The organism is Micromonospora arida, assembly GCF_003857035.1.
GTDB classification, from domain to species: Bacteria; Actinomycetota; Actinomycetes; order Mycobacteriales; family Micromonosporaceae; genus Micromonospora; species Micromonospora arida.
Genome location: NZ_QGSY01000289.1, coordinates 1 through 16,479, shown reverse-complemented (window position 1 = coordinate 16,479; position 16,479 = coordinate 1). Strand labels below are relative to the sequence as shown.

The 16,479-nt window shown below is 71.2% G+C and carries 14 protein-coding genes and 1 pseudogene; 7 read left to right on the top strand and 8 right to left on the bottom strand.

Translation table 11 applies throughout. The features are described 5' to 3' along the window. A partial coding sequence (locus DLJ58_RS29375) for a hypothetical protein (RefSeq protein WP_124861182.1) occupies nucleotides 1-766 on the bottom strand: 766 nt, incomplete at its 3' end. A 365-nt stretch (nucleotides 767-1,131) separates the two neighbouring features. Between DLJ58_RS29375 and DLJ58_RS29370 the strand changes: the two genes are divergently transcribed. Further along, on the top strand, nucleotides 1,132-1,581 hold the full coding sequence (locus tag DLJ58_RS29370) for a ribonuclease domain-containing protein (protein ID WP_244219186.1): 450 nt from the start codon (nucleotides 1,132-1,134) through the stop codon (nucleotides 1,579-1,581). Nucleotides 1,582-1,687: 106 nt separating this feature from the next. Next, nucleotides 1,688-2,053 carry a barstar family protein gene (locus tag DLJ58_RS29365; protein WP_124861180.1) on the top strand — a complete coding sequence of 122 codons (366 nt, stop codon included), beginning with the start codon at nucleotides 1,688-1,690 and terminating at the stop codon, nucleotides 2,051-2,053. A gap of 118 nt (nucleotides 2,054-2,171) precedes the next feature. Here DLJ58_RS29365 and DLJ58_RS29360 read toward each other — a convergent pair whose 3' ends face one another. From DLJ58_RS29360 to DLJ58_RS29330, 7 genes are all read right to left on the bottom strand, one after another. Then, entirely contained in the window at nucleotides 2,172-3,665 is a 1,494-nt protein-coding gene (locus DLJ58_RS29360; RefSeq protein ID WP_124861178.1) for an FAD-binding oxidoreductase, read from the bottom strand. A 151-nt stretch (nucleotides 3,666-3,816) separates the two neighbouring features. After that, the gene (locus DLJ58_RS29355; RefSeq protein WP_124861176.1) at nucleotides 3,817-4,542 is read right to left on the bottom strand and encodes an HD domain-containing protein; all 726 of its coding nucleotides are present in this window, start codon (nucleotides 4,540-4,542) and stop codon (nucleotides 3,817-3,819) included. A 183-nt stretch (nucleotides 4,543-4,725) separates the two neighbouring features. Further along, nucleotides 4,726-5,904 carry a Gfo/Idh/MocA family protein gene (locus DLJ58_RS29350; protein WP_124861186.1) on the bottom strand — a complete coding sequence of 393 codons (1,179 nt, stop codon included), beginning with the start codon at nucleotides 5,902-5,904 and terminating at the stop codon, nucleotides 4,726-4,728. A gap of 25 nt (nucleotides 5,905-5,929) precedes the next feature. Then, the gene (locus DLJ58_RS29345; RefSeq protein ID WP_124861174.1) at nucleotides 5,930-7,423 is read right to left on the bottom strand and encodes a mannitol dehydrogenase family protein; all 1,494 of its coding nucleotides are present in this window, start codon (nucleotides 7,421-7,423) and stop codon (nucleotides 5,930-5,932) included. Then, a complete protein-coding gene (locus DLJ58_RS29340; RefSeq protein ID WP_124861172.1) occupies nucleotides 7,414-8,718 on the bottom strand; it encodes an enolase C-terminal domain-like protein in 1,305 nt (434 codons plus the stop codon). Before DLJ58_RS29340 ends, DLJ58_RS29345 begins: the two co-directional genes overlap by 10 nt. Nucleotides 8,719-8,773: 55 nt before the next feature. After that, nucleotides 8,774-10,210: a glucuronate isomerase gene (gene uxaC / locus DLJ58_RS29335; protein ID WP_124861170.1), complete on the bottom strand. Its 1,437-nt coding sequence runs from the start codon at nucleotides 10,208-10,210 to the stop codon at nucleotides 8,774-8,776. A 25-nt stretch (nucleotides 10,211-10,235) separates the two neighbouring features. Further along, nucleotides 10,236-11,564 carry a Gfo/Idh/MocA family protein gene (locus DLJ58_RS29330; RefSeq protein WP_124861168.1) on the bottom strand — a complete coding sequence of 443 codons (1,329 nt, stop codon included), beginning with the start codon at nucleotides 11,562-11,564 and terminating at the stop codon, nucleotides 10,236-10,238. Between the two features lie 239 nt (nucleotides 11,565-11,803). Between DLJ58_RS29330 and DLJ58_RS29325 the strand changes: the two genes are divergently transcribed. The 5 genes and pseudogenes from DLJ58_RS29325 to DLJ58_RS29305 all read left to right on the top strand — a co-directional run. Then, entirely contained in the window at nucleotides 11,804-12,934 is a 1,131-nt protein-coding gene (locus DLJ58_RS29325; protein WP_124861166.1) for a LacI family DNA-binding transcriptional regulator, read from the top strand. A 19-nt stretch (nucleotides 12,935-12,953) separates the two neighbouring features. Continuing rightward, complete coding sequence (locus DLJ58_RS29320) at nucleotides 12,954-14,303, top strand: ABC transporter substrate-binding protein (protein ID WP_124861164.1); 1,350 nt, start codon at nucleotides 12,954-12,956, stop codon at nucleotides 14,301-14,303. Between the two features lie 31 nt (nucleotides 14,304-14,334). Next, nucleotides 14,335-15,318 (top strand): carbohydrate ABC transporter permease, encoded by a 984-nt coding sequence (locus DLJ58_RS29315; protein ID WP_124861162.1) that lies wholly within the window; start codon nucleotides 14,335-14,337, stop codon nucleotides 15,316-15,318. Beyond that, nucleotides 15,318-16,205, top strand: a complete 888-nt coding sequence (locus DLJ58_RS29310) for a carbohydrate ABC transporter permease (RefSeq protein WP_124861184.1) — start codon at nucleotides 15,318-15,320, stop codon at nucleotides 16,203-16,205. Before DLJ58_RS29315 ends, DLJ58_RS29310 begins: the two co-directional genes overlap by 1 nt. Continuing rightward, a pseudogene (locus DLJ58_RS29305) lies at nucleotides 16,189-16,479 on the top strand (hypothetical protein); the annotation flags it as partial. The gene DLJ58_RS29310 and the pseudogene DLJ58_RS29305, both read left to right, overlap by 17 nt.

Genomic DNA, 16,479 nt, shown 5'->3' with positions numbered 1-16,479 from the left:
CTGGTGAGGGGTTGGCGTGGCGGTGGAGGAGTTCGGCGATCCACCGTGCGGCTTCTCTTTGCGCGGCGAGCATGTGGTCGCGGGCGTCAGCCAGGTCGTGGTCGTCCGCGTGATCATCGAGGATCGTTGCCCACTGGCGGCTGAGCTCCTCGGCGTACCGGGCCTGCCGGATCTGCTCGTCGAACTGGTATTCCAGCTTGACCAGGCGGTCGACGTGCGGTTGGAGCGCGGGCAGGATCCGTTCGTCGAGTCGTACGGCGGCGTCGGGGCGGCAGGTGAGCGTGATGTCGCCCCGTTGGTAGGGCCACACGGGATCCTCGGCGAGTGCCCGCTGCAACGCGACCTCCAGGTCACCGGCCCGGTGTGGGGGCAGGTCCCGGGCGGCGTCGGCGGCCAGCCGGGTCAGCCGCTGGATCGCGTTCGGCAGGAAGTACTGCACGTACCAGCTCAGCACCTCGGACCGCAGGCTCGCCGGTGACGACCAGGCGAACGTGGCGCGGATGTAGAACGAGTAGACGTATCCGCGTGCCGGGACCGCGATCAGCCGGGGTGCGTCGCGTTGTTCGACGAGTGGACCGGACGGCGACGGCGCGGCCGCGGAGCCGACCGGCGCCTCGTCCTGGAGCGCGGCGACCAGCCGATCCCAGCTACGTGCCCACCACCGCCAGCCGCGCACACCGGCGTTGCGGGCGATGGTCAACCCTCGTACGCCCCGGTGCCGCCACTGGTCCGCGGGCCTCGGCCTCCCGTCGGGGGCGTCCGTCATGGCACCCCTCCACGGTCACGGATCCGCGTTTCACGCTAACAACCGGTGACCGATATGCCTGCCGCCACGCCGTCACCGAGCAGACGGCATATCGACACGAACCAGGTCACGCGCGCCTTCGATGGTGGGACGCCACCCGACGTTCGGACGATCAGCAGGCCACGGCACAACGTCGGACCGACTCGGCCGGTCAGGCGCGCTGCTCCCGATCGGGCGCGCGCCGACACAGATGATCTCGCGGGGTTAACCGAACATTGTGGAGCAGTTGGGGTGCCGAGGGGTGTTGCCGTCGGCCGGCAGCGGTGAGACTGGGTCCGGTCCGACAATCACGCGGATCGATGGATTGGATGGTCTGGAGGCAGCCTGTGTCCACCCTCGTGTCCCCGCTGGCGACGCTCGGCGCGATCCGCCGGCGTACCACCACCCTCGCCCTGCTCCTCGCCATGGTCGCCGCCGCGCTGGTCGGCCCGTCCGTGGTCTCCCCTCGGTTGACCGACCCGGCCTCGGCGGCGGTCTACAGCTCCTGCACCATGAGCCGCTGCGCGGACGCCCGCACCGCCCGTTCGGGCTGGTCCGCCAAGGGGTTCCCGACCAGCCGCGGCTGGTACTCCTGGAGCGGCGGGAAGTCCAACTTCGCCGGCGGCCAGTTCTACAACTACGAGGGTCAACTGCCCACCAACGCCACCTACTACGAGTACGACGTCTACCCGCGCAACCAGGGCGCCGCCCGGGACGCGTACCGGATAGTGGTGAACCGCAGCACCGGCGTCACCTGGTTCTCGCCCAACCACTACACCGACTTCTACCGACTCTGACCGACCTGGGGGCCGGCCGGCCTCGGTCGGCCGGCCCCGCTGCGGCGTCGTCCCGGTCGGATGTCGCCCGGTCAGAAGTCATACCGTTGAGATCAGGAGGAACGTGATGGTCGACGAGCACGCGGGTCGGGTGCCCGATTGGCTGATCGTCTGCCACGACGGCGGCCTCGACGTGCCCGGCGCGGTGGTGTTGGCCGGAGCGACGACGCGAACCAGGGCCGGGCTCTTCGCCACGCTCGCCGCCGTGCTGGCCCTGCCGGCGTACCTGGGGGAGACCTGGGACGCCCTCTCCGACGTGCTCCGGGACCGGCTCGACGCCGGTCCGCTCACACTGCTGATCACCGACGCCGGCCAATTGCTCGTCGACGAGCCGTCCGATCAGCACCGTCTGCTGCTCGCCGTGCTCGACGACCTCGCCACCAGCGCCCCGCACCCGCTGCGTGTCGTCCTCAACGAGACCGCGCCGCCCTGACCGGTGAGTCGAGCCCCGCCGTCGGCCGCGGTGGGGATCGCACTCACCGTGGGTGACTCCCGCGCCGGGCGGTCCGGCGGTGCGGGCGGGTGCCACCCGCACCGCCGGTCATCCCGGGTCAGTGCGTCGCGGGCGGGATGCTCTGCTCGTACTGGAAGACGTTGTGCGGGTCGTACTTCGCCTTGATCTTGCGCAGCCGGGGGAAGTTGCGCCCCCAGTAGGCCTTCTCCCACTCGGCCATGCCGATGTTCGGCACGTTGACGTAGGCGCCGTCCACGTAGGGCCGCAGCGCCTGGCTGAACTCGGCGATCCAGGTCTGGGCGATCGGGGTGACGGCGTCGCCGCTGTCGGGTTCGCCGCGGGTGCCCCAGCCGGCGCCGGGCTCGGAGTAGAAGAGCGCGTCGCGGTGCGGGAAGGCCGCGCCACCGAACGGCTCCTGCCGCTGCGCGCCGCTGCCGAAGGCCTGGGTGAAGAAGTTGCTGTCGGGCGAGGGTGCCTTCTCCATGAACTCACGGACGATGCTGACCGCCTCCTCCGGGAACGGCTCGCGGGTGAACTGGGAGAAGAATTTCCAGTTCGCGGGCTCGTCCGCGGTCGGGATCTGGAAGCCGCCGTAGATGTCGCCCCAGCCGCCGATCTGCACGGTGACCGTGGGGTTGCCGATCGACAGGATCGGCGCCAGCAGCTTCCTGGCCTCTGCCTCGGACCCGTCCGCGAGCACCGCGAACAGCAGGATCTCGGTCGGGTGGACCTCGACCTGGGTGCCGAGGCGGGGGTCGGTGAGGGGTGCGACACGCTGCCAGGCGTCGAAGACCTCGTGCAGGTCGCCGAGGCCGGGCCAGGTCACCTGCAGGTAGGCGACGCTGGTGAGGGGAGCGACCTTGTAGGTCAGGGAGGTGACGATCCCGAAGTTGCCGTTGCCCGCTCCGCGCAGCGCCCAGAGAAGGTCCGAGTAGTTCCACGGGTCCACCTCGAGCACCTTCGCTCCGTCGGCGCCCGCCGCCACGACGATCTCCGCGCCGATCAGGTTGTCGCAGGCCATCCCGATGTAGCGGGTGAGGAAGCCGAAGCCGCCGCCGAGGGTGGCGCCGGAGAGGCCCACGGTCCCCTCCGTGCCCGTCGTCGCCGCGAGGTCGTGCTCGCCGAGGGCGGTCACGGCCTCCGACTGGGTGAGCCCCGCGCCGACCTTCGCCGTGCGGGTGGCGGTGTCGATGTGGACGTCCTTGAGCTCGCTGACGTCGATAACGATGCCGTTGTCGACGTTCGACCAGCCTTCCAGGTTGTGCCGGCCACTGCGTACCCGCAGTGCGACGTTGTGCTGCCGCGCCCAGGTGAGCGCGTTGACCACGTCCTGGGTCTCCTGAGCGAAGACGATGACCAGGGGATAGTGCACGAACAGCTCGTCCCAGCCGAGGCTGGCCTCCGCGTAGTTGGGGCTCTGTGGGCGGACGATCCGGCCGGTCAGCTGTGCCGGCGGGAACTTCGTGTCGGAGGGCCACCCGGGACCGTCGGCCGCGACGGCCGAGCTGCCGGCGATCACGCTCGGGATGGCGACAGCTCCGGCGCCGACGGCCGTCGCCCTGAGCAGATCACGACGGGAAAGGTCGCGCATGGTCCGAATCCTCTCGATTGGTGACACGCCGGAAATACGAATCGAGAGGGGCATTTCCTCTCATTGGGCGCAAACCAACCGTAATGGCCGAGGCTTCCGGGCAGATCTGAGAACTTGTCACGGAACCCGGTCGGGTGATCCGGGGGACGGGTCAGTTCGGGGCGGGCTGGTCCAGGATGGCGCTGAACCGCTCCTCGGCAAGGTCCAGCTGGCCGAAGATGTGCCGCTTCACCGCGGGCGACAACGGGGTGTCCGGCCGGCCGATCAGATCCCGGAACAGCGGCACCAGCGGCCGGTACTTCCGGGCCGACGAGATCACCTTCGGCCCGACCGTGTGGATCACGCCCACCCCGTTGTCGGTGAAGTCCGAAACCTTGATCACCCGAGCCCAGGGTTCCCGATCCAGACTGACCGCCAAGTGCTCCCGGTACTGCTCGTTGCGGTCCCGCTCGGGGTCGTACACCGGATTGGTGACCGCGGCGACCAGGGTGGCCACCCGTGGCCCGAACCGCGCGGCGAGCGCGGCCAGCGCGGCCCCGGTCGGGTCGGTGCCGGGGTCGCCGTCGGCCAGCTCGACCGGATGGTCCTCCACCGCGTCGTGCAGCAGACCGGCGACGATCACGTCCACGTCCCGCACCTGGTAGTGGTGCATCAGCCTGATCGCCACCCGCAGCAGGTGGTTCAGGTACGGCTCGCGGACCCGTCGATCGTCGCGGTGCAGTTCGGCGGCGAGGTCGAGCGCGGCGGTCAACCGCGCCCGGGCGGCGTCGTCGAACTGCTGGACCTCCAACCGGAAACGTTCCAGCAGGCCCGGTTCGCCGTGGATCTCGGTGATCGCGTGCATCGGCATGCTGCCCAGGTGCGGCGGGAAGTCCATGCGTCACTTATAGCCGATCTTCACCACATCGATGACCCCGTACGTCGCCGACCCGACCGCGAGTCGCGGGCGCGCCGACCCGTCAGCTTCACCGCGCCGATCTTGCACTTTCGGTCGTCGATATAGTGGCTTTGTTCCTTATGCCACGACAGGAAGTGCAAGATCGTGGGGGTGGGTGGGGGGCTATCCCGGCAGCTCGGCGCGGTAGGCGGCGGACGCCCACGGCACCCCCAGTTCGCTCGGCAACGCCCCCTGCTCGGCCGACCGGCGCAACACGTCGACGACGCCCCGCAGGTGGCGGACCCGCTCCCCGCCCTCGCCGAGGGTGGTCACCAGCTCGCCGTCGAGCAGCCGGGGCTCCGGCGCGGGCCGCAACGCGTCCAGCAGCGCGGTGAACGGTGCGGTACGGGCCAGCGGTGCGATCAGTGGCACGCCCACCGGGTCGACCCGGTGGGCGAGCAGGTTCTCCAGCAGCCCCAGCCGCCCCGGCACCCGGCGGGTCACCACGTCCCCGGGCAGGCGCAGCCGGTCGGTCGGGTACTCCAGCACCGCCTGCCCCGTCGTGCCGGTCACCACCACCTCGCCCGCCACGAACTCCTCGGCGGCCAGGGTCACCGCCACCAGCACCGGTGGCCCGGCGCGGAACCGGACCCGCAGCACGGCGGTGTCCTCCACCTCGATCGGCCGGACCCGGTAGCGTTCCACCTCGATCGCGACCGGCCATGGCGTCGCCCCGGCGAGCGCCTCGGCGATCGCCAGGCACTGCATCACCGCGTGCGCGAGCGGGTTGGCGAGCGCGCCGTCCAGCACCGGTCGGCCGTCCACACTCCGTCGACCGGCCCACGGGGAGCGGGCGTAGTAGGCGTCCGGTCGTTGCCAGGCGGCGATGGTGGAGATGCCGGTGACCGTGCCCAGCCGACCGGCGGCCAGCGCGTCGGTCAGCGCGGTGAGGGCAGCCGAGCCGAGCGCCTGGAAGCCGACCTGGGCCACCCGGCCGGCGGCGGTGAGTGCCCAGGTCAGCTCCTCGTGCTCGGCCAACGACAGCACCGGGGGCTTCTCCAGCAGCAGGTCCGCGCCGGTGGCCAGGGCGTCGCGGGCGATCGCCAGGTGGGTGTGCGGCGGCGTGCAGATCACCACCACCTCCGGCCGGGTGGCGGCGAGCATCGCCCGGTGGTCGGTGAACACCGCCACCCCGGGCGGCACCGGGGCGGCCGGGTCGTCCTCCACCGGTCGGACGTCGACCAGGGCGACCAACCGCAGCCGACCGGCGGCGTGCAGGGGCGCGATCACCCGCCGGTGCCAGCGACCGTGCCCGTTCGCCCCGATCACCGCCACCCGGGGCGGCGGGGTTGTCCCGCTCACCGCCGACCGGTCCGGGTCGACCCGGTCACCGGGCACCGGCCAGAGTGGCCTCGACGCCGTGCCGTTCCAACGCGGTGAGCCAGGCGATCACGTCGGCGCGGACCTCGTCGTCCTCGGCCACCTCCACCGGGATGACGTCGCGCAGCGCGAAGACCGCGTCGACCGCGCCCGGCGGGCTCTGCGCCCCGGCGTCCAGCGCGGCCCGGATCGGCCCGGCCAGTGGGTCCTGGAGCGGCAACGGCCGGCCGTCGTCGGCGTACCCCAGCGCGAAGCGCAACCAGGACGCCACGACCAGCGCGCCCCAGCGCGCGGACCGCCCGGTCGCGCGCAGGTCGGCGATGGTGTGCAGGACACGCTGCGGCAGCTTCTGGGAGCCGTCGATCGCCACCTGGAGGGTGCGGTGGTGGATCGCCGGGTTACCGAACCGGGCGAGGGCCTGCTCGCCGTAGTCGACCACCCGCACCCCGTCCGGTGGGGTGAAGCTGGCCGCCACGTCCTCGGCGATCAGCCGGCGCAGCACCTCACGCAGGTGCGGGATCTCCAGCGCGTCGGCGATCGTCTCCCGACCGGCCAAGGCTCCGAGGTACGCGATGGCGGAGTGCACCCCGTTGAGGGCGCGCAGCTTCAACCGCTCCCACGGGCCGGCGTCGTCGGTGAGCACCGCCCCCGCGAACTCCCAGCCGGGCCGACCGCCGGGGAAGTCGTCCTCGATCACCCACTGTGCGTACGGCTCGGCGGCCACCGCGGCCAGGTCGGTCACGCCGAGCGCCCGCCGGGCCGCCTCGATCGTCTCCGGGGTGCTGGCCGGCACGATCCGGTCCACCATGGTGCCGGGGCAGGTGACATTGCCGGCCACCCACTCGACCAGCCCGGTGGGCACCGCGCCGGCCCGGCTGACCGCCTGGTCGAGCATGCCGCGCAGTCGTCGACCGTTGGCCGGCAGGTTGTCGCAGCTCACCAGGGCCACCGGCCCGGCGTCCGCGGCGGCCCGGGCGGCCAGCCCGCGCAGCAGCAGCCCCGGCACCGTGGTCGGCGGTCCGCCGCCGGCCAGGTCCGCGGCGAGCGCCGAGTCCGGGGACAGTCGGCCGGTCACCGGGTCGAGTTGGTACGCCTTCTCGGTGACGGTCAGGGTCACCACGCGGACCGCCGGGTCGGCGAGCAGCGCCACCACGGCGTCCGGGTCGCTGGGCGCGTGCCGGACACCGCTCAGGGCACCCACCACCCGGGTGGAGCTGCCGGCCGCGGAGAGGGCGCTGACGCTGAACAGGTTGTCCTGCGCGGCGATCGCCTCGACCACGCCGGTGCTGTGCGGGGCAACGGCCATGATGCCCCAGTCACCGCCGGCGGCGCCGACCGCCGCCTCGGTGAAGACTGCCTGGTGGGCGCGGTGGAACGCGCCCAACCCCAGGTGTACGACGCCGGTCGGCACGGTGCCCGGCCGGATCAACGGGCGGGCCTCGGCGGGCAGCCGGCGCAGCATGCCCAGGCCGAGCCGGGAGGCCCCGACGGTCACCGCCATGCCGGACCGTCCGGGAAGCGGAACTCGGCGATCGATGCGGGCTTCATGGTGGTGCTGTAACCGGGCCGTTCGGGCAGCAGGTAGCGGCCACCGCGGGTCCGCACCGGATCGACGAAGTGTTCGTGCAGATGGTCGACGTACTCGATCATTCGACCGTCCAGACCGGTGCCCACCCGCAGGTAGTCGAAGATCGCCAGGTGCTGGACGTACTCGCAGAGGCCCACGCCGCCGGCGTGCGGGCAGACCGGCACCCCGAACTTCGCCGCCAGCAGCAGCTCGGCCAGGACCTCGTTGACGCCGCCGACCCGGCAGGCGTCGACCTGCATCACCCCGATCGCCTCGGCCTGGAGGAGCTGTTTGAAGATCACTCGGTTGGCGGCCACCTCACCGGTGGCCACCCGGCAGCGGCCGGCGGTCAACTCGGTCACCGCGCGGGCGATCCGGGCGTGCCCGAGGATGTCGTCGGCGTGGGTGGGCTCCTCGATCCAGTACGGGTCCACCTCGGCCAGCGCCGCCATCGCGGTGATCGCCTCGTCGACGTCCCAGACCTGGTTGGCGTCCATCATCAACAGCGCGTCCGGGCCGATCTCCTCCCGGATGATCCGGGCCCGCCGCAGATCGTCGGCGAGCGGGCCGCCGACCTTCATCTTCATCGCCCGCCAGCCGTCGGCGTACGCCTGCCGGGTCAGCGCCCGCACCTTGTCGTCGGGGTAGCCGAGCCACCCGACCGAGGTGGTGTACGACGGGAAACCGTCACGTTCGAGGGTGGCCAACCGGTCGGCCAGCCCGTCGCGCCCCTTGTCGAGGATGGCGGCCGCCTCGTCCGGGGTGAGCGCGTCGGTGATGTGCCGGAAGTCGACGCTGGCCACCAGATCCTCGGTGGGCAGGTCGGCGAGGAAACGCCACATCGGCTTGCCGGCCACTGTGGCCCGCAGGTCCCACACCGCGTTGACCAGCGCGCCGGTCGCCATGTGGATCACGCCCTTCTCCGGGCCCAGCCAGCGCAGCTGCACGTCGGCGCTGAGCGAACGCCAGAACGCCACCGGCGCGGCCGTGATCTCCTCGATGGTGCGCCCCTGGACGTGGTGGGCCAGGGCACGCACCGCCGCGCAGGTGATCTCGTTGCCCCGGCCGTTGGTGAAGGTGAACCCGGCACCGGTCGGGCCCGCGTCGGTGCCCAGTTCCACGTACGTCGCCGAGTAGTCACCCCGGTTGATCGCGTCGGAGCCGTCGCCCCGGGCGGCGGTGGGGAACCGCACGTCATGCACCTCGACGGAGGTGATGGTGACCGTCACTGAGCCTGCCTTTCGTTCGCGACTGCGGGGCTCCGCTGCGCTGCACTTCTCGCGCTCACAGGTGGTGGTCCCCTCCGAAGTTGAAGACCCGCTTGGGCAGCCGGTACGCCAGGTCGACGATGGTCTCGGCGGCCTCGTCCATCGGCAGCCGGTGCTCGGCGACGAGCCGGGCCAGGAAGCCGGCGTCCACCCGGCGGGCCACGTCGTGGCGTACCGGGATGGAGCAGAACGCCCGGGTGTCGTCGACGAACCCGGTGGTGTTGTAGAAGCCGGCGCTCTCGGTCACCGTCTCCCGGAACCGGCGCAGCACCTCCGGGGAGTCCAGGAACCACCAGGGCGCGCCGAGCAGCAGCGCGGCGTATCCGCCCGCGAGGGGCGCCAACTCGCGGGTGAAGGTGTCCTCGTCGAGGGTGTAGAGCACCAGTCGCAGTCGGGGGTCGTTGCCGTAGCGCTCCAGCAGCGGGGCGAGCGCGTGCACGTACTCGGTGGCCTGCGGGATGTCGCCGCCGACGTCGCGGCCGTGCCGGGCGTGCAGCCACCGGTTGTGGTTGCGCACCGCGCCGGGGTGCAGCTGCATGACCAGGCCGTCGTCGAGCGACATCCGGGCGAACTCCACGAGCATGTGCGCCCGGAACGCCTCCGCGTCGGCGGCGTCGGCCTCGCCGCGCCGGCCCCGGTCGTAGAGCCGCTCGGCCTCGGCCGGGGTCAGGTCCAGGGTGCGCGCGGTGGGGTGGCCGTGGTCGGAGGAGGTGGCGCCGGCGGCGATGAACGCGGCGCGTCGGGCCCGCAGCGCGGCCAGGTAGCCGGCGTACGTGCCGGTGTCCTCACCGGCCCGGTCGCCGAGACGGTCCACGTTGGTCGACCAGCCCTCGAACTCCATGTCCACCACGTCGTCGGGGCGGAACGTGGTGACCACCCGGCCGCCCGGCCCGCCCCACCCGTCGGCGGCGAGCTTGGCGTGCTGCGCGAGGTCGTCCAGCGGTGACTCGGTGGTGGCGAGGACCTCGATGTTGAACCGCTCGAACAGCGCCCGGGGCCGGAAGTCCGGCTCGGCGAGCCGGGCCGCGATCTCGTCGTAGAGGGCGTCGGCGGTGCTCGGGCGAAGCGGCGTGTGCACCCCGAACACCGTGCGGAAGGTCTGCTCCAGCCAGAGTCGCGACGGGGTGCCCCGGAAGAGGTGCCAGTGCGCGGCGAAGCGTCGCCAGATCACCCGGCCGTCGGTCTCCACCGGGCTGCCGTCGCGGGTGGGCACCCCCAGATCCGCCGGGGGTACGCCCTGACTGAGCAGCATCCGGGTCAGATAGTGGTCGGGCACGATGAGCAGTTGCGCCGGGTCCGGGAAGGGTCGGTCCTCGGCGAGCAGGGCCGGGTCGACGTGCCCGTGCGGCGAGATGATGGGTTGCTCCGCGGCCAGGGCGTACAGCTCCCGGGCCAGCGCGCGCTGGCCCGGCTCGGGCGGCAGGAGCAGGTCGGTGTGGTCGAACGTGGGCACGGAGTGGGACTCCTCGTCTCCTGTGTCAGCGGGGGGTGAGCAGGTCGGCGACGCGGACGGGTTGGCCGGTCTCGAAGGACCGGTTGGCGGCCAGACCGGTGAGCAGTGCCAACGCGCCGTCGTCTGCGGTCGCGGCGCGGCCCAACGGGTCGGGTTGACCGCCGAGGAGCACCCCGGTCATCCGGGCGTCCGCGCCGCCGTGCCCGTGCCGACTGCGACCCTCCACCGGGATCTGCCGGGGCGGGGCCCAGAACGGGCGCAGGGTGAGCGTCGCACCACCGCCCTCGGCCGGCGCCTCCGCACCGTGCAGGGCAGCGCCCTTGACCGCGCCGGCGGTGCCCCGGTCGACGAAGTCGTTCTCGGCCACGTCCAGCTCCAGCCGGCCCCGGCTGCCGTTGACCATCACCCGGTAGCCCTCCCAGGGCGCGTACGCGGTGAGGTGGTAGCTCATGGTGGCGCCGGTGGAGTAGCGGGCCAGCACCGCCATGTCGTCCTCGATGCTCACCCCGGGCGCGAAGACGTTGCGGTCGCGCTGGTAGCCGTCCTCGGCCTCGGCGTCGAGGTACAGCTCGCGCAGCCGGGGGTGCGCGTCCAGCCGCAGCGCGAACGGGTCGTCGGCGGCGGCGGGGGAGCCGTGCGCCCGGTCGTAGTCGCGGGCGTAGCCGTGCCGGCGACCGTCCTCGCCGTAGAAGAAGAGTCGACCGGCCGCGTACACCTCGACGGGCGTGGCGTCCAGCCACCAGTTGACCAGGTCGAAGTGGTGGCTGGCCTTGTGCACCATCAACCCGCCGGAGGTGGCCTTGTCGCGGTGCCAGCGGCGGAAGTAGTCGGCGCCGTGGCGGACGTCGAGCAGCCACTCGAAGTGCACCGAGCCGATCTCGCCGACCGCGCCCTCGGCGAGCAGCCGGCGAACCTGTTCGTGCAGCGGGTTGTAGCGGTAGTTGAAGGCGACCGTCACCCGCCCACCGGTCTCGGTGACCGTGTCCAGGATCCGCCGGCAGCGGGCCACGTCCACTGTCATCGGTTTCTCGGTGACGACCTCCCGGCCGGCGCGCAGCGCGGCCACCACGTACTCGTCGTGGGTGACGTCCACGCTGGTGACCAAAACGACGTCGACCCGCTCGGAGTCCAACATGGCCGCGAAGTCACCGGCGGGGTACGTGGGCACCGGGCGGTGACCCAGCTCGCCCAGCCAACGGTTGTGCGCGTCCATCCGGGCCTGGTTGACGTCGGCGAAGGCGACCAGCTCGGTGGTGTCGGCGTGGTCGAGCACCAGCGCCCGGACGAACATCTCGGCCCGCGCGCCGGTGCCCACGACGGCGTACCGGACTCGCCCGGCGGCTCTCGGTGACATGCGGTCGCCTCCCGTGGTGCTGCAAAGGTTTGCAATGAAGTAATCACGATCGATCCGTTCTCGTCAACGACGACGGCGTGATCGGCGTCATTTGTCAGCGTTTGACGGGACTCAGGTCACCAAGGGGAGCGTGGGTGCAACGAAGCCGTAATCATTGACCGTTGACACTGGCGCAACCGTTTGCATTAATGGGCCACACCTGCGTGACCGCCACCACCACATCGGACGAAGGGGCCGCCGTGCCAGTCACCATCCGGGACGTCGCCCGGGCGTCCGGTGTGCACATCTCCACCGTGTCCCGCACCTTCTCCGCTCCCCACCTGGTCAACCCGGAGACCCGCGTCCGGGTGCTGGCCTGCGCGGAGGATCTGGGCTATCGGCCCAACCGCGCCGCCCGAGCCCTGATCACCGGGCGGACGCACAACATCGGGCTGATCATCGCGGACATCGCGAACCCGTTCTTCCCGCCGCTGATCAAGGCGGCGGAGAGTCAGGCCCGGCACCGCGACTACCACGTCTTCGTGGCCGACACCAACGAGGACCCGACCGCCGAGGAAGAACTGGTCCACGCGCTGGCCAAGCAGGTGGACGGGGTGCTGCTGTGCAGCCCTCGGATGAGCAACAGCCTGATCGAGCAGCTCAGCCGCGAGGTGCCACTGGTCGTGGTGAACCGGCAGGTGACCGGCCTGCCCTGCGTGCTGATGGACGTCGGGCAGGGCGCCCGTTCGGCGATCGAGCACCTGGTCGGCCTGGGGCACCGCAGCATCGCGCTGCTCGGTGGCCCGCGCAGCTCGTGGACCAACCGGGAGATGCGCCGTGCCGCCGGCGCGGCCGCCCGAGCCGGTGGCGCGGAGCTGACCATGCTCGGCCCCAACGCGCCCACCGAGGTCGGCGGCTCCGCCGTCGCCGAGCAGGTGCGACGCAGCGATGTGTCGGCAGTGCTCGCCTACAACGACCTGATGGCGATCGGCCTGATCGAAGGGCTGGACGCGCTCGGGGTCCGGGTGCCGCAGGAGGTGAGCGTCGTCGGGGTCGACGACATCACCCTGAGCCGGCTGACCCGCCCCAAACTGACGACGGTGGCCACACCCACCGCGGCCGCCGGCCGGACGGCCGTCGACATGCTGCTGCAACAGGACATCGAGTCACCGCGCGGTGCGCGGGGGTCCGGTGCCGGCACGGCGCTCGGCGTCCGTCGTACCACCGCACAGGTAATGCTCCAGACCGACCTGGTCATCCGCGACTCGACCGGCCCGGGCCCGTACGCCCGACCGGCACGTCCCCTGGCCGCACCACGTGGCCCGGGCCCGCATTGCCCTGCGGGCCCGGGCATCCCGACTGCGGCCACCGGTGACGCCGTCGCCTCCTAATGCCGAGGAGTGAGCGCACATGCACCCCGCAACGCCCCCCACCACTGACGCGCCCGTCGGGCGCGCCCACCGTACCCCGCTGCCCCGGCGGCGCCTGCTGCGTGGCCTGCTCGCCGTGACGGTCGCCGCACCGCTGATGTTCGGCGCTGCCGCCTGCGGAGATGACGGCGGCGGCGCCGCCGATCCGAACGCGCCGGTGAAGCTCTCCGTCTTCTGGTGGGGCGGCGACGCCCGGGCCAAGCTGACCGAGGACGCGCTGGCCCTCTACACCAAGAAGCACCCGAACGTGACCTTCGAGAAGACCTGGCAGGCCAACCAGGGCTACTTCGACAAGCTGGCGACGCTCACCGCCGGCGGCAACCCGCCGGACCTGTTCCAGATCGACGACAACTACCTCGCCGAGTACGCGGCCCGCAACACCACGCTCGACCTGACCTCGTACCAGGAGTCCGGGAAGCTGGACACCTCCAAGTTCCCCGAGAGCCTCTGGAAGTACGGCGTCGTCGACGGCAAGCTCGCCGGTCTGGCCGCCGGGGAGAACACCCAGGGTCTGGTCTACAACAAGACGCTGCTGACCAGGCACAACCTGCCCGAGCCGACCACCGGGATGACCTGGGAGCAGCACATCGCCTGGGCCGAGCAGGTCACCGCGAAGACCAAGGTGCCCGGCACCCAGGACCCGAGCGCCGACTACAAGGCGTTCTGGGTCTGGCTGCGCCAACAGGGCAAGGACCTCTACAAGGGCAAGGAGCTGGGCTTCACCGCCGAGGACGTGACCAAGTGGTTCGACCTGTGGAAGGGCGCCCGGGACCGCAAGGCCACCCCGAGCGCCGACGTCATCCACGAGGGCAACTCCAGCGACGTCACCAAGCAGTTGGTGGTCACCGGCAAGTCGGCGACCTCCTGGGTCTGGGCCAACCAGATGCCGGACCTGAAGAAGAACACCAAGGACGAGCTGGGCGTGATCGCCTACCCCGGTGACCCGAGCGCGCAGTGGGCCCGTGCCTCGATGTACTGGTCGGTGTTCAAGGGCAGCAAGAACAAGGACGTCGCCGTCGACGTGATCAACTTCCTGAACAACGACGTCGAGGCGGTCAAGCTGCTCGGCACCGATCGTGGTCTGCCGTCCAACCTGGACCTGCGCCGGGTGGTCAGCGACGACACCACCGACCCGGCCATGAAGCAGTCCATCGCCGTCGAGGCCGAGCTGACCCAGAAGTTCGGCGAGTCGCCGCAGGTGCCGATCAAGGGGCACAGCAAGGTGAAGTCCGAGCTGATCAAGGCCGCCGAGAACGCGCAGTACGGGCGGGCCACCCCCGCCGAGGCCGCCACCCAGTTCATCGAGGCGTGCAAGTCCGCCATCGCCTGACACGCCGTCAAGGCGCGGAGAGGAGCTGTTCGTGGCGTTGACCACGGCGCCCGACCCGACCCGACGCGGCCCCGGATCCGACCGGGCCCACGCGCAGAGGCGTGGGCCCGGACGCTTCCGGCACAGCGAAGGTCTGGCGGGGTACGTCTTCCTGTCGCCGTGGCTCATCGGCCTGATGGGTGTCACGGCGATCCCCATGCTGCTGTCGCTCTACCTGAGCTTCACCAACTACGACATCCTCACCCCCTTCTCCGAGGTGGAGTGGGTGGGGCTGGCCAACTACGAACGGATGTTCACCGCCGACCCGTCGTACTGGCACGCGGTGCGGGTCACCCTGACCTTCGCGCTGATCGCCGTACCGCTCAAACTGGGCGCGGCGCTCGGCGTGGCGCTGCTGCTCAACCGCGCCTGGCGCGGCGTCGGGCTGTTCCGCGGGTTGTTCTACCTGCCGTCCCTGCTCGGCGGCAGCGTCGCGCTGGCCATCGTCTGGGTCAACATGTTCAACCGCGACGGCGCGTTCAACTCGCTGCTGAGCCTGTTCGGCATCACCGGCAAGCCGTGGGTCAACGACCCCGACTGGGCCCTGGAAACACTGATGGTGCTGGCCATCTGGCAGTTCGGCGCACCGATGGTGATCTTCCTGGCCGGGCTCAAGCAGGTGCCCACCGAGCTGTACGAGGCCGCGTCGGTCGACGGGGCCGGCCGGTTCCGCCAGTTCCGCAACGTCACCCTGCCGATGCTCTCCCCGGTCATCTTCTTCAACCTGGTGCTGGAGACCATCAACGGCTTCCAGGGCTTCACCGCCGCGTTCGTGCTCAGCAACGGCACCGGCGGCCCGGTCGACTCCACCCTGATGTACACGCTGAACCTCTACATCACCGGCTTCACCGACCTCAACATGGGCTACGCCTCGGCGATGGCCTGGGTGTTCCTGCTCGCCATCGCGGTCATCACCGCGATCTTCTTCAGCACCGGACGGTTCTGGGTGCATTACTCCGACGGGGAGGACCGGTGATGGTGACGGTGACCCCGACGACCACGGCGCCGCCGAACGCGCGCCGACGACCCGGCGGACGGCCCGTGCTGCGGCTGCTGATCCTGGTGGCGATCGTCGCGGTGGTGCTCTACCCGCTGATCTGGATGGTGGGCACCTCGCTGAAGTCCCAGGAGGAGATCGTCAACAACGTCGGGCTGCTGCCCGAGCGGTTCACCCCGGGCAACTACACCGCCGGCTGGTCCAACTTCGACGTCAGCTTCGGCCGGTTCTTCCTCAACAGCGCGATGGTCAGCCTGCTCACCGTCGTCGGCAACGGCCTCTCCTGCCTGCTGGCCGCGTACGCCTTCGCCCGGCTGCGGTTCCGGCTGCGCGGCATGTGGTTCGCCGTCATGATCGGCACACTGCTGCTGCCCCAGCACGTGCTGATCGTGCCGCAGTACATCCTGTTCCGCACGCTCGGGCTGGTCGGCGGTGACTGGCCCTACCTGCCGCTGCTCATCCCGCAGTTCCTGGCCACCGAGGCGTTCTTCGTCTTCCTCATGGTGCAGTTCATGCGCGGCGTCCCCCGGGAACTGGACGAGGCGGCCCGCATCGACGGCGCCGGCCCGTTCGGCATCTTCCGGCACATCATCCTGCCGCTGAGCCGTCCGGCGCTGGTCACCACGGCGATCTTCTCGTTCATCTGGACCTGGAACGACTTCTTTCGCCAGTTGGTCTTCCTGTCCCAACTGGAGGACTACACCGTCCCGGTCGCGCTGACCCTGTTCATCGACTCGACCAGCCAGAGCGCGGTCGGCCCGATGTTCGCCATGTCGGTGCTGTCGCTGCTGCCGGTCTTCCTGTTCTTCGTCGCGTTCCAGCGGATGCTCGTCGAGGGGATCAACACCAGTGGCATCAAGGGCTGATCCCGGCGACACCGGCGGGCGGCGGGACTGGCGCGACGTCGCGCGCGACGCCGCCGACCTGGCACTGCTGGGCATCCTGTTGACCCTCGCGGCGGTTCCCCTGCTCACCGCCGCCGCGGCGGCGGGCACGGCCAGTGCGGCGGTGCACGACTGGACGCGTACCGGCAGTTGGCCGTCGGCACGTACGAACGTGCGCCGGTTCGGCCGCGCGGTGCTGCCCGGTGTGCCGGTCAGCCTGCTCGCGCTCGCCGGCGCCGCGCTGCTCGCCGCCGAC